We start from the raw sequence: 20,068 nt of genomic DNA on the forward strand, positions 1-20,068 counted from the left end.
AAGAGACAGGAGACCGATGTGCCGGTCCTTCCTGGAGCAGAGCCGTTCCGCCACGAGGGCGGAGAGGTCGGCGTCCTGCTCTGCCACGGCTTCACCGGTTCCCCCCAGTCGCTGCGCCCCTGGGCCGAACGCCTCGCGGCCCACGGCCTGACGGTCTCACTGCCGCTCCTGCCGGGCCACGGCACCCGCTGGCAGGACATGGCGCTCACCGGCTGGCCCGACTGGTACGCCGAGCTGGACCGCGAGCTGCGCACCCTGCGCGAGCGGTGTACGACGGTCTTCGTCGCCGGTCTCTCCATGGGCGGCGCCCTCGCCCTGCGCCTCGCCGCGAAGCACGGCGCGGAGATCGCCGGTGTGGTGGTCGTCAATCCGGCGAACAAGGTGCACGGCCTCGCCGCGTACGCCCTTCCGGTGGCCCGCCACCTCATCCGGACGACGCCGGGCATCGCCAGCGACATCGCGAAGGAGGGCGTCGAAGAGGTCGGGTACGACCGGGTCCCGCTGCACTGCGCCCACTCCCTGCGCGGCGCGCTGCGCACGCTCGACGGCGAGCTGCCCCGGGTGACGCAGCCGGTGCTGCTCCTGCGGTCCGCGCAGGACCATGTGGTCCCGTCGGCGGACTCCGCGCGGATCCTGAGCCGGATCTCGTCGTTGGACGTACGCGAGGTCGTGTTGGAACAGAGCTACCACGTCGCGACGTTGGACCACGACGCGGACCGTGTCGTCGAGGAGAGCATCGCGTTCATCGACCGGCTCGCAGCTGACAGGGGTGTCGCCGAAGAAGGGACGACGGCAGGTGGCTGAGCACGACTCCGACCGCGAGGACAACGCGGAGCCGGAGGAGCAGAGCGTCCCGTTCGACGAGGAGGCGGCCTGGGCCGCCATCGTCGCCGGGTACGGGGACGAGCCCAAGGATCCGCCGGGCGCCAAGCCGTTCAAGTCGGTGGAGGATCTCGCGCTGCTCGAAGCGCAGACCAATGACGACGCGCCGGAGACTCCAGCTTCCGAGAAGCCCGCCGAGCCGTCGTCCGACAAGCCGCTCGGCGGTTCCGTGACGTTCGCGCCCGGCGTCGGGCCCCGCGACTACTCGCCGGCCGAGCCGAGCGAGGACGACCTCGGGGAGGACGACGAAGGACACTTCGTGCCCCCCGAGCCGCCGCCGCTCCCCGAGGCCGACACGACCGCGAAGTTCGCGTGGCTCGGGGTCGTCGGGGGGCCGGTGCTGTTGCTGCTCGCCGTGCTCCTCGGGTGGGACATGACGTGGTGGCTCGCGACGATCGGGATCGGCGGGTTCCTCGGGGGGTTCGCGACGCTGGTGATGCGGATGCGGACGGACGAAGAAGGGGACGACGATCCTGGGCGAGGAGCGGTCGTCTAGTTCGCGGGGATTCTGAGGGTGGCCAGGACCGGGAGGTGGTCCGTGGCCGCCCTCAGGTCGTTCTCGGTGATGCCGGGGAAGTCCTTGGGGACGCCGGAGGTCAGGACCTCGATGCCCTTCGTCGCGAAGATCGCGTCGATCCTGCGGGTCGGGTCGGACGCTGGGAAGGTGTGTTCCGTGCCCCAGGGGGCGGTGGCCCAGGTGTCCTGGAGGGTTTCCGCGAGGCGGGTGAAGGAGCGGCCGGACGGGGGTTCGTTGATGTCGCCGCCGGCGATCGCGTGGTCCACCCCCATACCGGCGAGCCTGTCCAGGAGGGTGGCGGTCTGGTCGTGGCGCTCCTCCTCGTCCAGGGAGAGGTGGGTGGAGAGGACGCCCAGGCGGGCGTTGCCGATGCGGACGACCGCCGTCGCGAAGCCGCGTCTGTGGTTGCCGGTGGTGAGGGGGAGGAGGACGTCCTCGGTGCGTTCCACTGTCGTGCGGAGGGAGCAGAGGATCGCCGGGCCGGCCGCTGTGCCGCCGCCGGTGAGGGTCACCAGGTCTGCCGCTCTGGCCAGGCGGGCGAGTTTCTTGCGCCAGCGGAAGAAGCGGGGGGCTTCCTGGAGGAGGACGAGGTCGGGGGTGGCTGCCTTGATGATGCGGGCGAGGGCTGGGGTGTCGTCTCGGAGGGAGCGGATGTTGTAGGTGAGGACGCGGATGGTGGGGGGCAGCGGCATGGCGTCAATTTACGCCCAATGGGGAGGGGCGCTGGGGTTGTGTGCGACTGCCGCCGCGTGTGGCTGGTCGCTCCCCCAAGCTCTTCCAGCAGGGAGGTACCCCCAACGCGGCGGTAGCCGCACATCGATACAGCCCCGCGCCCCTAAAAGACAGAAGACACCAGGCACCCTTACATGATCGGGTCCGGTTCCCTTGCCAGGTCCGCCGCCCCCACCAAGCCCGCGTCATTGCCCAGGCTCGCCGCCAGTACGTCCGCCACCGGGCGCCAATTGCCGCCCACCAGCCAGCGCTTGTACGACTTGCGGATCGGGTCCAGGACCAGCTCGCCCTCGTCCGACAGCCCGCCCCCGATGATGAACGCCGACGGGTCGAACAGCGACGCCAGGTCCGCCAGGCCCGCGCCCACCCAGCGCGCCAGCTCCCGGTACGAGTCCACCGCCACCAGGTCGCCCTGCCGCGCCGCCATCGAGATGTGCTTGCCCTCGATGCCGTCAGGGCTGCCGTCGCCGAGGCCGAGGAGGATCTCGGCGTTCTCGGGGGCCGCGTTCGCGCGCTGTTTCGCGTAGCGCACCAGGGCGCGGCCGGAGGCGTACTGCTCCCAGCAGCCCTGGGAGCCGCAGCCGCACAGGAGGCCGTCGGGGACCATGCGGATGTGGCCGAACTCGGCGGCGACGCCGAAGTGTCCCCGGCGCAGCTTGTTGCCGATGATGATGCCGCCGCCGAGGCCGGTGCCGAGGGTGATGCAGATGACGTTGCGGTGGCCCTTGCCTGCGCCGAACTTGTACTCGCCCCAGGCGGCGGCGTTCGCGTCGTTCTCGACGACGACGGGGAGGCCGGTGCGCTGTTCGACCTTCTCCTTCAGCGGCTCGCCCCGCCATTGGATGTTGGGCGCGAAGTAGACCTCGGAGCGCTGGCGGTTGACGTAACCGGCGGCGCCGATGCCGACCCCCACGATCTCGTGCCCGGCACGCGCTCCCTCGACGGCGGAGGCGATGGCGTCCACGATGCCTTCGGGTGTGCCCGGGGTCGGCACTTTGTGGGTCGAAAGGATGGTGCCTTCCTCGTCGACCACGCCGGCCGCGATCTTCGTGCCGCCGATGTCGACGCCGATGGTGAGTCCCATGAATCCCTCAGTTTCGGTCGAGCCCCGCTATGGGCCACCGTACCGGAGGGGGGCCTCGGTCAGTCCACGTCGATGCGCTGGCCGGGGCCCGTTCCGTCGTCCTTTTCCGAAGGTCCGTCGCCTTTCGTCCAGCGTGCCTCCTGCCGCTGGACGGCGGAGCGGTACGCGGCGAGGAGTTCACCGCCGGCGGCGGAGAGGTGGTCGAAGACGTCGGGGTTGCGTTCGACGACCGGTTCGACGACGGCCTTGGCCTGCTGGACGACCTGGCGGACGACCTGCTGGGCCGCCGGGCCCGCGACGGCGCCGAGCAGCGGGGACTGGAGGCCGCCGAGTTTCTCGGAGACGGCGTCGAAGAGTTTGCGCAGTTCCTCGCCGGCCGAGCCGGGGGGCGGACCGTACCGGGCGCGGCGGCGGGCCTTCTCCGCGGCGAGGTCCTCCTCGCAGGCGGTGGCCCAGGCGTCGTCGTCCGTCGCGCGGCCCACGCTGTCGTCGCTGCTCATGACGTCTCCCTCACGGCTCTCCTTACGACGGTACCCGAACGGCGGTACGTCCTTCACCGCTCTCGGGGCCACAACTGCGGATCCGGCGCGAACCGCACCCTCAGCTCGCCGTCCCGCAGCGAGGCGCCCTCGACCGTGCAGCGCCGCAGGGCGGAAGGGAGGCCGACGATACGCCGGAACCGGCCGACGGTGACGACGAATTCGTCGCCCCGCCGGATCAGGTCCAGCTCCTCCCGCACGGCTCCGGGCAGCGGCAGCGTCCACACGAACGTGCCGTCCCCCTCGGTGACGGGCCACTCGACGGGGTTCGCCGGGAGGTCGACGGGAGGGACGGCGAGGTCACGCAGGTCGTCGAGTCCTCGGGGGTCCCTGCCGAGGTGGGCGACCGTCTCCGCGTCCCACTCGTCCAGCGTCTTGCGCTGCTGCGCGACGATCCCCCCGAGCCAGCCACCCTCGTCCGGCAGCACCCGGTTCGCGACGAGTGCCTCCAGGGGGAGCTGTCGCAGGGCGAGCCCCCGCCGGGCGTCCCACACGGCGTCGTCCCCGGCGGGCCCGGGTTCGGCGACGATCCGCACGCCGGTGCCGGGATCGGCCAACACGGCCTCGACGGCGGCGAGTTCTGTGTCCCACTTGCCCGCCGTCTCGTACAGCCACTCCGCCGGCATCGGCACACCGGCCAGCCTGCCGAGCACCGGACGCAGGGCGCGGGCGGCTTGCCGTTCGGCGGGAAGGAGCCGCCGGATGTACCGGCGCAGTTCTTCGGGGAGGGCGAGGAGGGTGAGTGCCTGGGGTGTCGGCGGCAGATCGACGACGACCAGCTCGAACCGCTCCGACAGCACGGCGTCCCGCAGGGCCCGCAGGAGGTTCAGTTCCTCCGCGCCGGGCAGCGACGTCATCTCCTCGGCTTCGAGCCGCGCGGCACCGAGGAGGTCGAGGGCTGCGGTGGCCTTCTCCTGGAAGCGGAGGAAGTCGTCCCGGAAACCGGCGGAGGGGTCGGGGCGCCAGGCGGTGAGGTGCTCGTTCACGGCGACCGGTCTGTCCCCGGTGGGGACTCCGAGCGCGGCTCCGAGGGTGTCGCCTCTGTCGGCGCTGAGGACGAGGGTCCGGGTGCCGGTGCGGGAGGCGGACAGGGCGGTGGCGGCGGCAGTGGTCGTACGACCGCAACCACCAGGCCCGATGACCAGGAGAGTGCGCATAAGAGTGAACGCTAGCTGAAACGCCCTCTTCTTTTAGGGGCGCGGGGAACTGCGCGACCAGCCACCCAGCCGCACCCGAACTACTCGCCGCTCTCCACCCTCTTCTTCAACCCCGCCAGCGCCCGGTCGATGATGACCTTCTCGGCCTTCCGCTTGATCATCCCCAGCATCGGGATCTTGACGTCGACGGTCAGCCGGTACGTCACCTCGGTCGCCCCGGCACCCACCGCCTTCAGCGTGTACGACCCGTCCAGTGACCGCAGCATCTGCGACTTCACCAGCGTCCAGGAGACCTCGTTCGCGCCGGTCCACGTGTAGCCGAGGACCTGGTCGTCCTTGATCGCGCCGGCGTCCATGACGAGACGGACCTGTTCGGCGCGGCCGGCGGTGTCGGTCTGGAGGACCTCGACCTCCTTCACCTCGCCGGTCCAGTCCGGGTAGCGGGCGAAGTCGGCGATGACCGCCATGACGTCGGCCGGTGCCGCCTCGATCGTGATGCTCGAACTGGTGTGTTCCGCCATCGCCGGGACTCCTCCAGATGCGGACCGGTAAGAAGGGTGCGCGTGAAGGCTACCGCGCGCATGACCTGCCGACTTCACGCCCCTCACCACTCCAGGACGTACGGCTTCCCGGACCCCGCGAAGTGACCGACGTTGACGCACTCGGTGGCGCCGACCCGCATGCGCCGGGCGAGGGGCTGGTGGACGTGTCCGAAGAGGGCATAGCGGGGCCGGGTGCGGCGGATCGCGTCGAGAAGGGCCCGGCTGCCGCGCTCGAAGCGCCGCGCGACCGTGTCGTAGACGAGTTCCGGCACCTCCGGCGGGATGTGGCTGCACAGGACGTCGACGGAGCCGAGGGCCTCGACCTTCGCGGCGTACTCCTCGTCGGAGATCTCGAAGGGCGTGTTCATGGGGGTGCGCAGCCCTCCGCCGACGAACCCGAACGTGCGCCCGCCGATCTCGACGACCTCGCCGTCGAGGACGGTGGTGCCGGGTCCGGCGTACTCCTTCCAGAGCGCGGGCATGTCGACGTTCCCGTAGGTGGCGTACGTCGGGGTCGGGAACGCGGCGAAGAGTTCGGTGTACTGCCTGCGGACGGCGCTCTCGATGACGGTCGCGCGGTCGCCGTCGACCTGGCCCCAGAGCTGCCGGCCGAGTTCCCGGGCCTCGGCGAAGCGGCGCTCGGTGCGCAGGGCGACGAGCCGGCTCGCGTTCTGCGCGCCGAAGAGGTCGGGGAAGATGCCGCGGGAGTGGTCGGCGTAGTCGAGGAAGAGGATCAGGTCGCCCAGACAGACGAGCGCGTCGGCGCCCTCCCCGGCGCGCGCGAGGTCCCGCGCGTTGCCGTGGACGTCACTCACCACGTGGATGCGTGTGGAAGCCATGACGATCAAGGGTAGGCGGGAAGGCGGCGGGTGAACAGCGACGTCCACGACGGCCGTTACTGGCCGGTCAGTAAGTTGGTGGACTACCGTACGCAGAGCAGTACCAGAGAGGTGTGACACGGCGAACATCTCTGCCGGACCCCCTGTCGAAGTCACCATACCGGCGGGTAACGTCCGGGCAGTCCACCGAGCCCTTGGACCGTTCCGTCGCGCATCGCACACCGTCGTGGCGCCGGCGCCCTATGAGGAGCAGCAGTCTTGCGCGAGTTCAGCCTTCCGGCTTTGTACGAGGTCCCTGCGGACGGCAACCTGACGGACATCGTCCGCAGAAACGCCGCGCAGCACCCGGACGTCGCCGTGATCGCCCGCAAGGTGGGCGCAGCCTGGCAGGACGTGACGGCGACGGAGTTCCTCGCCGAGGTGCACGCCGCGGCGAAGGGTCTGATCGCCGCCGGAGTGGAGCCGGGTGACCGGGTCGGGCTGATGTCGCGCACGCGGTACGAGTGGACGCTGCTGGACTTCGCGATCTGGAGTGCGGGCGCGGTCACGGTGCCGGTGTACGAGACCAGCTCGCCGGAGCAGATCGGCTGGATCCTCTCCGACTCGGGTGCGACGGCCTGTGTCGTGGAGCTGGAGTCGCACGCGGCGGCCGTGGAGTCGGTGCGCGGTTCGCTGCCCGCGCTGAAGCACGTCTGGCAGATCGAGGCCGGGGGTGTGGAGGAGCTGGGGCGGCTCGGCGCGGACGTGCCGGACACGACGGTCGACGAGCGCAGCGCGCGGGCGAAGGCGGACGACCCGGCGACGATCGTCTACACCTCGGGTACTACGGGTCGCCCCAAGGGCTGTGTCCTGACGCACCGGAGTTTCTTCGCGGAGTGCGGGAACGTCGTGGAGCGGCTGCGCCCGCTGTTCAAGACCGGCGAGTGCAGTGTGCTGCTGTTCCTGCCGCTGGCGCATGTCTTCGGGCGGCTCGTGCAGATCGCGCCGATGATGGCGCCGATCAGGCTGGGCCTCCTGCCGGACATCAAGAACCTCACGGACGAACTGGCGTCGTTCCGGCCGACGCTGATCCTGGGCGTGCCGCGGGTCTTCGAGAAGGTCTACAACTCGGCGCGCGCGAAGGCGCAGGCGGACGGCAAGGGTGCGATCTTCGACAAGGCCGCGGACACGGCGATCGCCTACAGCAAAGCGCTGGACCTGCCGTCGGGTCCGTCGCTGGGGCTGAAGATCAAGCACAAGGTGTTCGACAAGCTGGTCTACAGCAAGTTGCGCGCGGTCCTCGGCGGCCGGGGCGAGTACGCGATCTCCGGGGGTGCTCCCCTGGGTGAGCGGCTCGGGCACTTCTTCCGGGGGATCGGCTTCACCGTACTTGAGGGCTACGGGCTGACGGAGTCCTGTGCGGCGACGGCGTTCAACCCGTGGGACCGGCAGAAGATCGGGACGGTCGGTCAGCCGCTGCCCGGGTCGGTGGTGCGGATCGCGGACGACGGTGAGGTGCTGCTGCACGGCGAGCACCTGTTCAAGGAGTACTGGAACAACCCGGCGGCGACCGCCGAGGCACTGGCCGACAACTGGTTCCACACCGGGGACATCGGCACCCTCGACGAGGACGGCTACCTCTCGATCACCGGCCGCAAGAAGGAGATCATCGTCACGGCGGGCGGCAAGAACGTCGCCCCGGCGGTGATCGAGGACCGGATCCGGGCGCACGCGCTGGTCGCCGAGTGCATGGTCGTCGGGGACGGGCGGCCGTTCGTGGCCGCGCTGATCACCATCGACGACGAGTTCCTGGGCCGCTGGGCCACCGAGCACGGCAAGCCGGCGGATGTCACCGCGGCGTCGCTGCGTGACGACCCGGATCTCCTCGCGGCGATCCAGACGGCCGTCGACGACGGCAACGCCGCGGTGTCGAAAGCGGAATCGGTGCGGAAGTTCCGCATTCTCTCCTCCCAGTTCACGGAGGACTCGGGCCACCTCACCCCGTCGCTGAAGCTGAAGCGGAACGTGGTGGCGAAGGACTACGCGGGTGAGATCGAGGCGCTCTACGCCAAGTAGTGCGCTTTCGCACACGAGTTCATGGCGCGGTGTCCTCCACGAGGACCCGCGCCATCGTGCGTTCGGCGAGCGCGGTGATCGTGACGAACGGGTTCACGCCGATGTTGCCGGGCACGAGTGAGCCGTCGGTGACGTACAGCCGTGAATACCCCTTCACCCTCCCGTAGTTGTCCGTCGCCTTCCCCAGCACGCAGCCGCCGAGCGGGTGGTAGCAGAAGTCGTCCGCGAAGACCTTGCTGGGTGTGCCGAACAGGTCGTACCGGTAGATCGTGGAGTTCGCCGCGTTGATCCGGTCGAACAGTTTCTTCGCCATCGCGACCGAGACCGCGCTCTGTGCGGTGTTCCAACTCAGGCTCAGGGCACCATCGGTGTACGACAGGGTCGCGCGCTCCGGGTTCTTCGTGATCGCCAGGTACAGGCTGACCCAGTTCTCCAGCCCCGTCGGCAGCGGGGCCAGCTCGGCGAAGACGGGGTTGTCGGTGTTGGCCCAGTCGTCGATGCCCATGACCGGCATCGTGGACTGGTTGGCGCCGGTCGTGTCCCACAGGTGGTTGGCGCGGCCCAGCATGACGTTGCCGTTGGTGCCCCAGCCGGCGCCGACGCTCGCGTCCAGTGCGGGGAGCGTGCCCGACTGGCGTGCCTTGACGAGGAGTTCGGTGGTGCCGAGGCTGCCGCCGCCGAGGAACAGGTAGGCGCAGCCGTACTGCTTCGTCTCGACGACCGCTCCCGTGTCGTCGATCCGGTCGGCGCTGAGCACCCAACTTCCGTCGCTCGCACGGGAGATGCCGGTGACCTTCTCCATGGTGTGGATGGTGACGTCGCCGGTGCCGAGCGCTGCGGCGAGGTACGTCTTGTCGAGGCTGCGCTTGCCGTTGTTGTTGCCGTAGATGACCTCCTGGCCGAGCGCCGACCTGGGTGCCGTGCCGGCCGCTTCCTTCTGCATGTACGCGAAGTCGTAGACGCTGGGCACGAACGTCGTCTTCAGACCGGCCTTGAGTGCGGACTTCCTCGCCGTGCGGCTGAACTTGTACCACTCCGTGGACTCGAACCAGTCCGGGTCGACGGTGTTCACGCCGAGCATGGCTCGGGCCCGGGGGAAGTACGTGCCGTACATCTCCGCCGCGTCGACCGTCGGGAACTGCTCGGCGAAGTACGACTGGCGGGGGGTGACGGCCATCGAGCCGTTCACGAGGGAGCCGCCGCCGACTCCTCTGCCCACGTACACCGACATGTTCGCGAACTTCACGCGGTCCAGGACGCCGGGGTAGGAGGTGATGTCCCTGTTGACGACGTCCAGCCACAGGAACGAGGCGAGGGGGGCCTCGGTGCGGGTGCGGAACCACATCGAGCGTTTGTCGGGGCTCGCGGTGTTGCAGAACACCTTGCCGTCCGCGCCCGGGGTGTTCCAGGCGCGGCCCATTTCGAGGACGAGTGTGCGGATCCCTGCCTGGGCCAGGCGGAGTGCGGCCACGGCTCCGCCGTATCCCGAGCCGATCACTATCGCCGGTGAGTTGTCTACGGACTCGGGTTCTTCCGCTCGGGCCGACTGGAGGGAGATTCTCGTGATGCCGAGGGTGGCGGCCGTCTGGAGGGCGGCCATGCCCAGGATTTGGCGTCTACTGAGCTGACGTTGTGTCAGTTTTTCTGTCATATGCGGAGCATGGGGGGAGTCCCAGGTTCCGGCTAGGGGTTGGGTGCCTACTCGTCTGCCGAGTTTCTGTCGTGTTGCGGGTGCGGGTAGTTCGTGGCTGGTCGCGCAGTTCCCCGCGCCCCTGAGTTGGTCACAGCAACGCCCTCAAAGAGTCGGCCAGCAGATCCCATCGCCACTTCTCCTCCACCCACCGGCGCCCCCTCTCCCCCATCCTTCTCCTCAGCTCCCCATCTCCCAGCAGCACCACGATCCGCTCCGCCGCCTCCTCTGCCGACTCCCCCCGTACGACCCAACCCGTCTCCCCGTCCAGCACCGCGTCCGGCGCACCCCCCGAGTCCCCCGCCACCACCGGCAGCCCCGTCGCCGACGCCTCCAGGTACACGATCCCCAGCCCCTCGACGTCCAGGCCACCCCGGCGAGTCCGGCACGGCATCGCGAAGACGTCCCCCGCGCCGTAATGAGCCGGCAACTCCCCCCAAGGCACAGCCCCCGTGAACCGCACCGAGTCCGAAACCCCGGTCTCCGCAGCCAACTTGCGCAAGTCACCCTCGTAAGGCCCGCCCCCGACGATCAGCAGCACCGCGTCCGGCTCGGCCCTCAGAATCAGCGGCATCGCGCGGATCAGCGTGTCCTGCCCTTTGCGAGGCACCAGCCGGGACACGCACACCACCACCGGGCGGTCGGCGAGTCCCAGCCGCGCTCGGATCTCCGCGCCCCCCGACCCCGGATGGAACGTCTTCTCGTCGACCCCGGGCGGGAGTTGGACCATCCTCGAAGCGGCCTCGGCCGTCAGCGCGCCGGCGATCCGGGAGCGCGTGTACTCGCCGAGATAGGTGATCGTGTCCGTGGACTCCCCGATCCTGCGCAACAGGGTCCGGGCGGCGGGGAGTTGGGCCCACCCCGCCTCGTGGCCGTGCGTCGTGGCGACCAACTTCCGCGCGCCCGCCCGCCGCAGGGCCGGGGCCATCAGGCCCAGGGGGGCCGCCGCGCCGAACCACACGGAGGTGCAGCCGTGTTCACGCAGGAGGGACACCGCACGCCGGGTCGCCGCGGGCGTCGGCAGCAGCATCGTCGTCCGGTCCCGTACGACGGGGAAAGGCTGCTCCGCGTCGAAGGCGGCGGTGGCCTCGATGCCCTCGCGGGTGCGCTTCCAGGTGGACGCGTAGACGACGAGGCTGTCGGGGTCGAGGCGGAGGGCCATGTTGTGCAGGAAGGCCTGGATGCCGCCGGGGCGGGGCGGGAAGTCGTTGGTGACGACGAGGGTCTTGTGCATCGCGGCCGACTGTAACGGACGGGCGGGGCGGGCCCCGGCAGGTGATCCCCGGCCCGGCCTCACGGCTCTCCCCCAGCCTCACAGGCAGGATGTGCCCCACACGCCAATCAGGTAGGAAAAGGGGCAAAAGTGGAGATCACGGGGACACGGCGACCACCGGCCGCGCTGCTGCTCACCTGGGCAGCCACCCGCCTGCTCCTCCTGCTCCTGGTCTGCCACCTGCTCCCCTTCCCCGGCCCCGACGTCACCACCGACGTCTCGGTGATCTACCGGCACTGGTACGACGTCCTGCGCACCGGCACCTTCCCCCCGCACGACGTCACCTGGCAGTACCCACCGGCCGCCGCCCTGCCGATCCTCGCCCCCGCGCTGCTCCCCTTCCTCGGCTACCCGACCGCGTTCTACCTGCTGGCCTTCATCGCCGACCTCACCGTCCTGACGCTCCTCCTCCACGCCGCGCACCGCCCCGGACGGGCCCGGCGTGGAGCGTGGGTGTGGACCGTGGGGGTGCCGCTGCTCGGGCCGACCGTGTACGCCCGGTACGACGTGATGGTGACGGCCGTCGCGGTGGGCGCGCTGCTCGCCGGGGTGCGGCGGCCCAGGGCGATGGGTGCGCTGATCGGGTTCGGGGCGTTGCTGAAGGTGTGGCCGGCGCTGCTGCTCGCGGGGGTGGTGCGGCGCCGGGCGTGGGGGGCGGCGGCGGTGACGGCGGTTGCCGTGGCGGGCGGGTTCGCGGCGGTGATGCCGGGCGCGTTCTCGTTCGTGACGTTCCAGCGGGACCGGGGGACGGAGGTGGAGTCGCTGGGGGCGCTGGTCTTCCACGTGGCCCGGCGGTTCGGGTGGGGCGGGGAGGTGCTGTTCCACTACGGCTCGCTGGAGTTCGTGGGGCCCGGCGTGAAGACGGTCAGCACGGCCGCCCTGTTCCTGACGTCGGCCGCGTTCGGCTGGCTGTTCCTGTGGCGCCTGCTGGCCCGCCGCTTCTCCGTGCACACCCCGGCGGACGCGGCCTTCACCGCCGTCCTCCTGTTCACCCTCTCCAGCCGGGTCATCAGCCCCCAGTACCTCCTGTGGCTGCTCGGCACGGTCGCCGTCTGCCTCTGTTTCCGGGCCACCCGGATGACGCTCCCGGCGGTGCTGGTGGTGGCCGCGTCGGCGGTGACGGTCCTGGAGTTCCCGGTGTACTTCGAGGACGTCGTCCACAGCACGCCGCTCGGTGTCGCCCTGGTCCTCCTGCGCAACGGCCTCCTCCTCGCCGCCGCCGTCACCGCCTGCGCCCGGCTCTGGCGCTCGACGGCTCCTCGTCCGAAGCCGCTGCCGGTCCCGCCCCAGCCGACGCGCGCGGAGGTCTCTTCCTGAACAGGAGCAGCAACTGCACGGCCATCGACGCGGCGAGCGCCGCGCAGATCCCGGGCAGCCCGTACCCCGACAGGGCGTAGGCCAGGGGCAGTTGGACGACGGTCCCGGCGACCGTCACCCACGCCGTCCCCCTCGCTGCCGCGCGTATCCAGGGGCGTCCGCGTACTCGACGTACCCGTACCGGGCGAAGGGCCGCGGATCGAGGAGCGCGAGGACCCGCTCCCGGACCGTGTCGAGGTCGGAGCGCGCGGCTGCGGCCCGCAGCTCCAGCCGACGGCGCAACTCCCGGTCGCCGACGACCTGTTCCTGCACCAGCGCGAGGAGTTCGTCCCGGGACAACGCCGTGAGCCAGGCATCCAGGCCGGCGGTCCGGGTCCGGGCGGCTGCCCGCTGCCGCGGGACCGCGTCCGCCCGCCGCAGCACGGTCAGTCCCACCGCCACGCAGTGCTTGCAGAAGTTGCCCTCCTGCCCGTACGGACAGTCGCACCAGCCCGAGATCCCGGTGCCCTCGCCGAGGGTGAGTTCCACCTCGTAGACACCGGTGCCATGCACCGACGCGACGACCGAGGAAGCCCCCACCTCCAGACCGCTCACCGCGTCCAGATACCCCAGCCCCCGCTCGAAGGACCGGGCCCCGGCCAGGGCCCGCAGCTCGTCTTCGCCGAATCCCACCACTTGCCGTGCCATACCCCTATTCAACCGCCCCCGCAGGGTGGCGGGGACGGCCGCAGTGACGAGGGCCACTATCGGCCTGTTTGTGACAAAAGCTGCAAATGCCGGTGAACCCTTTGCTTCGGTCAGGCATTCGGTCACTGTCGTGAGGGTCCGTCCTCGCCGTCCCGACACGGCCGGTCACCCCAGGAGCGAAACAGAATGCAGAACTCCCGTCCCGTCCGTGTGCTGCGCCGTGCGGCTCTCGGCTGCGCAGTGGCCGTCTCGTTCGCCCTGGCCGGTACCGGTGCGAGCGCAAGCGCCGCAACCGACGCCCCGAGCGCTTCGATCGCCCGCAGTGCGGCGACGTACGGCCGGACCGTGGCACTCACCTTCGACGACGGCCCGGGGCCGTTCACAGGTCAGGTCCTGGACCTGCTCGCCCAGTACCACGTGCAGGCGACCTTCTGCCAGATAGGCGACCAGGCCGCCGCGTACCCCGCCCTGGTCAAGCGCGTCCTCGCCGACGGCCACCAGCTGTGCGACCACACCGTGGACCACCCCCAGCCGATGCGTACCCTCCCGTACACCACACAGGTCCACGAGATCACCGCGGCCAAGGAAATGATCAGCGAGGCCGGCGGGCCGGGCACCCGGATCAGGTGGTTCCGTGCTCCCGGCGGCGATTTCAGCCCCGAGAACCGCCGGATAGCCGTGCAGGACGGGCTACGCCCGCTCGGCTGGACCGTCGACCCCCGCGACTGGTCGCGCCCCGGTGTCGCCTCGATCATCGCCACCGTGGAACGGGAACTGCGCCCCGGCGGCGTCGTCCTCATGCACGACGGCGGCGGCGACCGCAGCCAGACCGTGGCAGCCCTGCGCGAGCTGCTCCCCTGGATGATCCGGCAGGGCTACCGGTTCAGCCTTCCCGAAAGCTGACGCGACGGCTTCGTTCCGACCCCGCCGAACCCCGGAACCGCCCCTGATGGCGCTCAGGCATGCGCGCCTCGGCGCGAGGAACGGCTCCCCCGGCTCCGACCTGAGCCTGGCAAGTTCCTGGCTCGCTGCGGCCGGAGATCACTCCCCCAGCCACGGGCGCCACGGAACCACCCGAGGAACGACAGTCGGACCTGGCGGTCGGGGTTGTCTCTCGCGCACCACACCCAAGGGTGTGGCCGACGGATTAGATCCCTCGCACGGAGGGCGCGCGCGAATCCTCATATTGCCGTGATGTGCGCCACATCCATTTGTCTGCCCCGGTGTGGTTCGTTTGCGCAAAACGGGGCGGGCGGCCCACTGGGAGCCTCATGCCGCAGGTAACGAGAGGGTGACACAGTGTGAAATCGAGATCGGGGGGACAACTGCAAACAGGTGAGCGCATTTGCTGCAACCGGAAGGCTACCGTCCGTTAAAAAGTGGTGGTGAGGGCGGTGCACGAATCGACCTGGCGGGCGGTTTGCTGGTGCCCAGGAGCAATGAAGCTCCAGGTGCCGGACGCTCTGTGGGGGTGACGACCGGTGCCGTGCGGGATCACACGAGATCAAGGGATCACCACTGTGACACTGGTCGACGTCGCCAGCCTCGTGCTGGCCTCCGCCGCCGCGGTCCGGGCGTTCGCGCCTGACGTCCGTGCCGGCGTGCGGCGCCTGCTGGGCGCCGGGGTTCGCGTCGGTGCGGCAAGCCTCCTCGCCCACGACCGACCCGCCGACCGCTCGGCACTCCAGGACGACAACAGCAGCGGAGGCGGCCGATGACCGGGCCTTCCGGAAGGGGTGGCGAACAGGCCCTGCAGGACTCCAGCGACGTGATGCCGCCGGCCTTCTGGGCCTTCCATGAGCTCTATCACCAGGCGTATTTCGAGTACGCCCACATTCAGCTGGGCGACCGCGAGGCCGCCGACGCCCTGGTCGACCAGACCTTCGTGATCCTGGCGGTCATCTGGTCGGAGGTCACCCGTCAGGAGAATGTCGCGGCGTACGCCTGGGCGCTGCTGAAGGAGCGGGTCGCCACCGAACTCCAGGCGCAAGGGCGTGACCCGTCCGCCAGGGAAACCCTCGCGTTCGAGCGCGCCATACGCGCGGCCTGCACCCCCATCCTCGGCGATTTCCGCTCGCGGTTCAGGGCGCAGATTACCGAACTCGAAGACGGTATGGGCCTTTATGCCGCAATGGCCCGACTGCCTGAGCGGCAGTTTGATGTCATGGTGCTGCGCTATGCGCTCGGCTTCACGACCCGCCAGATCGCCATGGTGATGGGGGTGTGCGACGCGACCGTGCGGTCCACCTGCCGCTCCGCCAAGCGCCAGTTGGCCGTAGACCTGAAGCTGAAGCCCGGTGAGGCTGACGACGAGGAGTGAGACCCGATGCGCCCGCACCAGCCGCGCACCATCGACGAAGTGCTCGAACGTGCCCGCGTCCGGGATGGAGACGGGGACGGGGCGGTCGCGCACCGCGAGGCCAGCCGCCGTCGCATCACCGCACAGCTTCACGAACTGCACTGGCCCCAGACCCCGTCGGCCTCTCCTTCCCCGCCGTCGAACAGGGGCCGGGTGGCGCTGCACCAGCAGGCCGGGGCCGACCTGAACGCCCTGTGCCGGGGTGTCCTGCGTGACGACGATGCCGTCGAGCGCATCGCCTGCTTCGACACCGCCCGCGATCCGGGAGGAGCACTCGCCTTCGCCTGCGTCCTGTTCCTCGGCGGCAGAGAGGACGGCGCCCAGTTCTGGCTCCAGTACGCGGCGGGTGGCGGCCAGGCCACCGGCGCCGTCTGCCTCTACCTGCTCCACCTGCACCGCGGGGAGTGGTACGACGCGACTCACTGGGCCCGGCAGATCACCGTCCTACAGGAAGAACCGTGCCAATACACGCCCGTCGCCCACGAAGTCGTCGACACCCGCACCGGCACCTCTGCCCTGCCGCCGGGCCCCGGCGGGGTGACGGTCTACCTCGACCTGCCCGACGATGTCACTGCCGTCCCCGAGGAAGCCGTAAGGGATGCCGTCGGTGACCTCGACGTCTACCGTATCGACGGCGTCCCCGCCCTCCAGTCCCACCCCTCACTCGCCCACCGGCTCGAAGAGCTCATCATCTGAGAAGCACGTGCCGGAGAACGCGGTGATCCATCACGGCGGCCGTAAGCCGACATGCCCCGATGAGGCACTGCCGTAGCCCTGTATCGGGCGCTCAAGGTACGGCGATGGTCGTGCCGGAGGCTCAGCCCAGGAAGCTGAGCCGGACCTGACGGTCGGCATTGGAGATGTTGGTGTCGACCAGGCACACGGATTGCCAAGTCCCCAGCTCCAGAGTCCCGTTGACGACCGGAAGCGTGGCGTGGGGTGGGACCAGGGCGGGGAGGACGTGGTCGCGGCCGTGGCCGGGGGTGCCGTGGCGGTGGGTCCAGCGGTTGTCGGCGGGGAGGAGGGTGTGGAGGGCGGCGAGGAGGTCGTCGTCGCTGCCGGCGCCGGTCTCGATGACGGCGATGCCCGCGGTGGCGTGGGGGACGAAGACGTTGAGGAGGCCGTTTCGGCCCGCGGCGGCCTCGCGTAGGAAGGTCTCGCAGTCGTGGGTGAGGTCGACGACCCGTTCGCGGGAACCGGAGGTGATGTGCAGGACACGGGTGGTGAAGGCGTCGGACATGGTCCTATTGTCTCCGGCCGGTGCGTGTGGGGGCGTCGGGTCCGTGCCGATGTCCGCTCGGCAGAACTTCGAGGGTCGCATCTCCCGTTGATCACCCGCTCCGGCTCCGGCCATGTTCGACGGGCTCCGTGGGGTGGTGCGGGGAGCACGCGGCGGAGGTCACCCACAGGACGTCGATGCGGCCACGCGTGGCGAGGAGGGGTGACCGCGACACGTCCGCGACTATTCGGGATACCGAACTCCGCCTTGCCGGTGGAGAGTTGGGCATGAGCATGGGTCCTTCAACCTCTCCAGTCGCTCCGAACCTGTTGCTCGCGCAGCGGCAACTCCTCAGCACGACCGGCGTATTGGCGACCAACCCCGAAGCTCCCCTCCGGCACTTATCCCCAACACGCCTCACCGGCAAGGGCGTTGGCCCGCGAACCCGATCTCCTGCCGCCGGACGAGCCTCCCCCACACCCCTGAACAGGCACGGAAGCCACCCCCAGCCACGCTCGACACACCCGCACAGACAGGCTCCCACCCGACGCCACCTCGCCCCACCGCGCTCCCCCTCAACACCACCCGCCTCCACAGCCCCGGGAAGACCGGCCTCGCTCGGTTCGTGGACCGGCGGCTCAACAGGGTCCTCCCCATCTCGACGACGCCGGCGAGCCGATCCGGCGTCGTCCGCGTCCGGCGTAGGACGGCCCGGCGTAGGACGGCCCGGTACGGGAAGAGCCTCGGCCCCGTCCTCGTTGGTAGAAACGTGAACGACATGCGTGAGGTCGAGGTGGTCGTGGTGGGCGCCGGGCAGGCGGGGCTGTCCAGCGGGTATCACCTGCGGCGGACGGGGTTTCGGCCGGAGCGGGATTTCGTGGTGCTCGACCACTCCCCCGCGCCCGGCGGCGCCTGGCAGTTCCGGTGGCCCTCGCTGACGTACGGCAAGGTGCACGGGATGCACTCGCTGCCGGGGATGGAGTTGGAGGGGGCGGACCCGGGGCGGCCGTCGTCCGAGGTGATCGGGGAGTACTTCGCGCGCTACGAGGAGGCCTTCGACCTGCGGGTACGGCGTCCGGTGGACGTGCGTGCAGTGCGTGCGGGGGACGGGGGCCGGCTGCTGGTCGAGACGTCGGACGGCGACTGGTCGACGCGGGCGCTGATCAACGCGACCGGCACCTGGGACCGGCCGTTCTGGCCGCGCTACCCGGGGCAGGAGACGTTTCGCGGACGACAGTTGCACACGGCCCAGTACCCCGGGCCCGAAGCCTTCGCGGGTCTGCGTGTGGTGGTCGTCGGCGGGGGCGCGTCCGGCACGCAGCACCTTCTCGAACTCGCCCCCTACGCCGCCTCCGTCCTCTGGGTCACCCGGCGTCCGCCGGTCTACCGCGAGGGGCCCTTCGGCGAGTTGGAGGGGCGTGCGGCGGTCGCGCTGGTCGAGGACCGGGTGCGGCAGGGGCTGCCGCCGAGGAGTGTGGTCTCGGTGACGGGTCTGCCGCTGAACGACGCGATCCGCGCGGGGCTGGCGAACGGGGTCCTCGACCGCCGTCCGATGTTCGACCGGCTCACCCCGGACGGCGTCCGCTGGCGGGACGGCCACGAGGAACCGGCGGACGTCGTCCTCTGGGCCACCGGCTTCCGCCCCTCCCTCGCCCACCTCACCCCCCTCGGCCTGCGCGAACCCGGCGGCGGCATCCGCCTCACCGGCACCCGCGCCACCGCCGACCCCCGCGTCCACCTCGTCGGCTACGGACCTTCGGCCAGCACGATCGGCGCGAACCGGGCGGGGCGGGCGGCGGTACGGGATGTCCGGCGGCTGCTGGGGAGGGGGGAGTCGGCGGCGGCGTAGCGGACAGGGGGATACCGGGGGACGTCGCCTGAACGCGCCTCGGCCTGGAAACCGGGCCGGGAGCAGCTGGGGCAGCGGGTTGGGCGGGACTGCGGGACGGACGTCGACGGAACGGGCCGACGGTTGGAGGGCGGAACCAGAGCCGCTGTCGTCGGACGTTGCCACCCCTCACCCCGCCTGGGGAGGACGGCAGCCGCCGCGCGCCGCCGAATGAGGCCCGCACCGGCAGCACTCGCGTCTCGGGCCCCACCTCAGGGGGTCGCGCCTTGAGAGGAGGCGCCCTCAGGAGGAATGTCCGCCGTCAGCCGCACGAGCGTCCCGGCACCCCGCCGCCCAGAGGGGGACAGCCGACGCCGGTCGGCCCCACCCACTGCCCGCTCCCCTCAGCTCGCCCTCGCCTTCCGCCCTTGCACCTTGTTGAACTCCGCCACGTTCCGCTGGTGCTCCGCGTAGTTCGCCGTGAAGCGGGTGTCGCCGGGCTTGACGGTGACGAAGTAGAGCCAGTCGCCGGGGGTGGGGGTGATGGCGGCGCGCATGGCTTCCTCGCCGGGGTTGTCGATGGGGGTCGGGGGGAGGCCCATGCGCTGGTAGGAGTTGTAGGGGCTGTCGATCTTCGTGTCGGCGTCGGCCGTGTTCAGGGTGGAGCGGTTGAGGGCGTAGTTGATCGTCGAGTCCATCTGGAGGGGCATCCCGCGCTCCAGGCGGTTGAAGACGACGCGGGCGACCTTGCCCATGTCGGCCTTGGTGGCGGCCTCGGCCTGGACGATGCTGGCGATGGTGACGGCCTGGTAGACGTTCATGGCGTTGCGCTGGGCACCGGCGGCCATGGGGGCGCCGTTGAACTTCTTGTTCGCGGTGTCGACCATGTACATGAGGAGGGACTGGGGGGTCGTCTTCTCGGTGAGGGGGTACGTCGCGGGGAAGAGGTAGCCCTCGGGGTTGCCCTCGGCGTCGGTCGGGAGCTTGAGGCCGGCCTTCGGCAGGTGTTTCCGCGTCGTACCGACCGGCAGCGCGAGGGCCTTGTCGACCGCTTCGTAGACCTGGCCGGAGCGCCACCCCTCGGGGACGGTCAGCACCTTCGGCTTCGTGGCCTCGGCGGCGGGCCGTTCGACGCTCAGCAGCGGCACCGCCACGGCGGCAGCGGCCACCACGGCCCCGGCGACGACGAGGACGGTGCGGCCACGGCGCGTCAGACGGATCGCGCTCCCGGGCGGAGTGTTCATCTGCATGCGGGCACGGTAACCCGCATACCGATAAAAACCGGGCATATCTTCGCCTTGTCGGATCATCGCCCCTTCGAAAGCCGTACCCCTCAGCAGGCAGCGCC

General features: G+C 70.5%; 19 protein-coding genes and 1 pseudogene. 9 read left to right on the plus strand and 11 right to left on the minus strand.

Features of this window, described 5'->3' with window-relative positions:
- Window positions 1–18: 18 nt before the first annotated feature.
- Both ACVNF4_RS05750 and ACVNF4_RS05755 read left to right on the plus strand, forming a co-directional pair.
- A complete protein-coding gene (locus ACVNF4_RS05750; protein ID WP_461801563.1) occupies window positions 19–804 on the plus strand; it encodes an alpha/beta hydrolase in 786 nt (261 codons plus the stop codon).
- Window positions 797–1,378, plus strand: a complete 582-nt coding sequence (locus ACVNF4_RS05755) for a hypothetical protein (protein ID WP_461801564.1) — start codon at window positions 797–799, stop codon at window positions 1,376–1,378. Before ACVNF4_RS05750 ends, ACVNF4_RS05755 begins: the two co-directional genes overlap by 8 nt.
- On the opposite strand, the gene ACVNF4_RS05760 is transcribed toward ACVNF4_RS05755, so the two are convergent.
- The 6 genes from ACVNF4_RS05760 to ACVNF4_RS05785 form a co-directional block, all read right to left on the minus strand.
- Window positions 1,375–2,091: an endonuclease/exonuclease/phosphatase family protein gene (locus tag ACVNF4_RS05760; RefSeq protein WP_461801565.1), complete on the minus strand. Its 717-nt coding sequence runs from the start codon at window positions 2,089–2,091 to the stop codon at window positions 1,375–1,377. The genes ACVNF4_RS05755 and ACVNF4_RS05760 overlap by 4 nt on opposite strands.
- A 170-nt stretch (window positions 2,092–2,261) precedes the next feature.
- A complete protein-coding gene (locus ACVNF4_RS05765) occupies window positions 2,262–3,215 on the minus strand; it encodes an ROK family glucokinase (RefSeq protein ID WP_461801566.1) in 954 nt (317 codons plus the stop codon).
- A gap of 59 nt (window positions 3,216–3,274) precedes the next feature.
- Window positions 3,275–3,715: a DUF5304 domain-containing protein gene (locus ACVNF4_RS05770; RefSeq protein ID WP_461801567.1), complete on the minus strand. Its 441-nt coding sequence runs from the start codon at window positions 3,713–3,715 to the stop codon at window positions 3,275–3,277.
- Window positions 3,716–3,768: 53 nt separating this feature from the next.
- On the minus strand, window positions 3,769–4,911 hold the full coding sequence (locus tag ACVNF4_RS05775; RefSeq protein WP_461801568.1) for an ArsA family ATPase: 1,143 nt from the start codon (window positions 4,909–4,911) through the stop codon (window positions 3,769–3,771).
- Between the two features lie 80 nt (window positions 4,912–4,991).
- Window positions 4,992–5,432, minus strand: a complete 441-nt coding sequence (locus tag ACVNF4_RS05780; protein ID WP_461801569.1) for an SRPBCC family protein — start codon at window positions 5,430–5,432, stop codon at window positions 4,992–4,994.
- An 83-nt stretch (window positions 5,433–5,515) separates the two neighbouring features.
- Window positions 5,516–6,271: a metallophosphoesterase family protein gene (locus tag ACVNF4_RS05785; protein ID WP_461801588.1), complete on the minus strand. Its 756-nt coding sequence runs from the start codon at window positions 6,269–6,271 to the stop codon at window positions 5,516–5,518.
- Window positions 6,272–6,550: 279 nt separating this feature from the next.
- On the opposite strand from ACVNF4_RS05785, the gene ACVNF4_RS05790 reads away from it, so the two are divergent.
- Window positions 6,551–8,347, plus strand: a complete 1,797-nt coding sequence (locus ACVNF4_RS05790; RefSeq protein WP_461801570.1) for an AMP-dependent synthetase/ligase — start codon at window positions 6,551–6,553, stop codon at window positions 8,345–8,347.
- 19 nt (window positions 8,348–8,366) lie between these two features.
- On the opposite strand, the gene ACVNF4_RS05795 is transcribed toward ACVNF4_RS05790, so the two are convergent.
- Window positions 8,367–9,998: a GMC oxidoreductase gene (locus ACVNF4_RS05795; RefSeq protein ID WP_461801571.1), complete on the minus strand. Its 1,632-nt coding sequence runs from the start codon at window positions 9,996–9,998 to the stop codon at window positions 8,367–8,369.
- Window positions 9,999–10,128: 130 nt separating this feature from the next.
- The gene (locus ACVNF4_RS05800; RefSeq protein WP_461801572.1) at window positions 10,129–11,271 is read right to left on the minus strand and encodes a glycosyltransferase family 4 protein; all 1,143 of its coding nucleotides are present in this window, start codon (window positions 11,269–11,271) and stop codon (window positions 10,129–10,131) included.
- 129 nt (window positions 11,272–11,400) lie between these two features.
- On the opposite strand from ACVNF4_RS05800, the gene ACVNF4_RS05805 reads away from it, so the two are divergent.
- The gene (locus ACVNF4_RS05805) at window positions 11,401–12,627 is read left to right on the plus strand and encodes a glycosyltransferase 87 family protein (protein ID WP_461801573.1); all 1,227 of its coding nucleotides are present in this window, start codon (window positions 11,401–11,403) and stop codon (window positions 12,625–12,627) included.
- Window positions 12,628–12,756: 129 nt separating this feature from the next.
- On the opposite strand, the pseudogene ACVNF4_RS05810 reads toward ACVNF4_RS05805, so the two are convergent.
- Window positions 12,757–13,314: pseudogene (locus ACVNF4_RS05810) on the minus strand (SWIM zinc finger family protein); the annotation flags it as partial.
- Window positions 13,315–13,500: 186 nt separating this feature from the next.
- Between ACVNF4_RS05810 and ACVNF4_RS05815 the strand changes: the two are divergent.
- From ACVNF4_RS05815 to ACVNF4_RS05830, 4 genes are all read left to right on the plus strand, one after another.
- The gene (locus tag ACVNF4_RS05815) at window positions 13,501–14,217 is read left to right on the plus strand and encodes a polysaccharide deacetylase family protein (RefSeq protein WP_461801574.1); all 717 of its coding nucleotides are present in this window, start codon (window positions 13,501–13,503) and stop codon (window positions 14,215–14,217) included.
- A 617-nt stretch (window positions 14,218–14,834) separates the two neighbouring features.
- On the plus strand, window positions 14,835–15,032 hold the full coding sequence (locus ACVNF4_RS05820; protein ID WP_461801575.1) for a hypothetical protein: 198 nt from the start codon (window positions 14,835–14,837) through the stop codon (window positions 15,030–15,032).
- On the plus strand, window positions 15,029–15,634 hold the full coding sequence (locus ACVNF4_RS05825) for an RNA polymerase sigma factor (RefSeq protein ID WP_461801576.1): 606 nt from the start codon (window positions 15,029–15,031) through the stop codon (window positions 15,632–15,634). The genes ACVNF4_RS05820 and ACVNF4_RS05825 overlap by 4 nt, the downstream gene beginning before the upstream one ends.
- Before the next feature lie 6 nt (window positions 15,635–15,640).
- Complete coding sequence (locus ACVNF4_RS05830) at window positions 15,641–16,369, plus strand: hypothetical protein (protein ID WP_461801577.1); 729 nt, start codon at window positions 15,641–15,643, stop codon at window positions 16,367–16,369.
- Window positions 16,370–16,490: 121 nt separating this feature from the next.
- On the opposite strand, the gene ACVNF4_RS05835 is transcribed toward ACVNF4_RS05830, so the two are convergent.
- On the minus strand, window positions 16,491–16,913 hold the full coding sequence (locus ACVNF4_RS05835; RefSeq protein ID WP_461801578.1) for a secondary thiamine-phosphate synthase enzyme YjbQ: 423 nt from the start codon (window positions 16,911–16,913) through the stop codon (window positions 16,491–16,493).
- A 748-nt stretch (window positions 16,914–17,661) separates the two neighbouring features.
- Between ACVNF4_RS05835 and ACVNF4_RS05840 the strand changes: the two genes are divergently transcribed.
- Complete coding sequence (locus tag ACVNF4_RS05840; protein WP_461801579.1) at window positions 17,662–18,741, plus strand: NAD(P)-binding domain-containing protein; 1,080 nt, start codon at window positions 17,662–17,664, stop codon at window positions 18,739–18,741.
- Between the two features lie 383 nt (window positions 18,742–19,124).
- On the opposite strand, the gene mltG is transcribed toward ACVNF4_RS05840, so the two are convergent.
- Window positions 19,125–19,970, minus strand: a complete 846-nt coding sequence (gene mltG, locus ACVNF4_RS05845) for an endolytic transglycosylase MltG (RefSeq protein WP_461801580.1) — start codon at window positions 19,968–19,970, stop codon at window positions 19,125–19,127.
- Between the last annotated feature and the right edge of the window lie 98 nt (window positions 19,971–20,068).

The sequence above is a fragment of the Streptomyces sp. S6 genome, assembly GCF_054880855.1.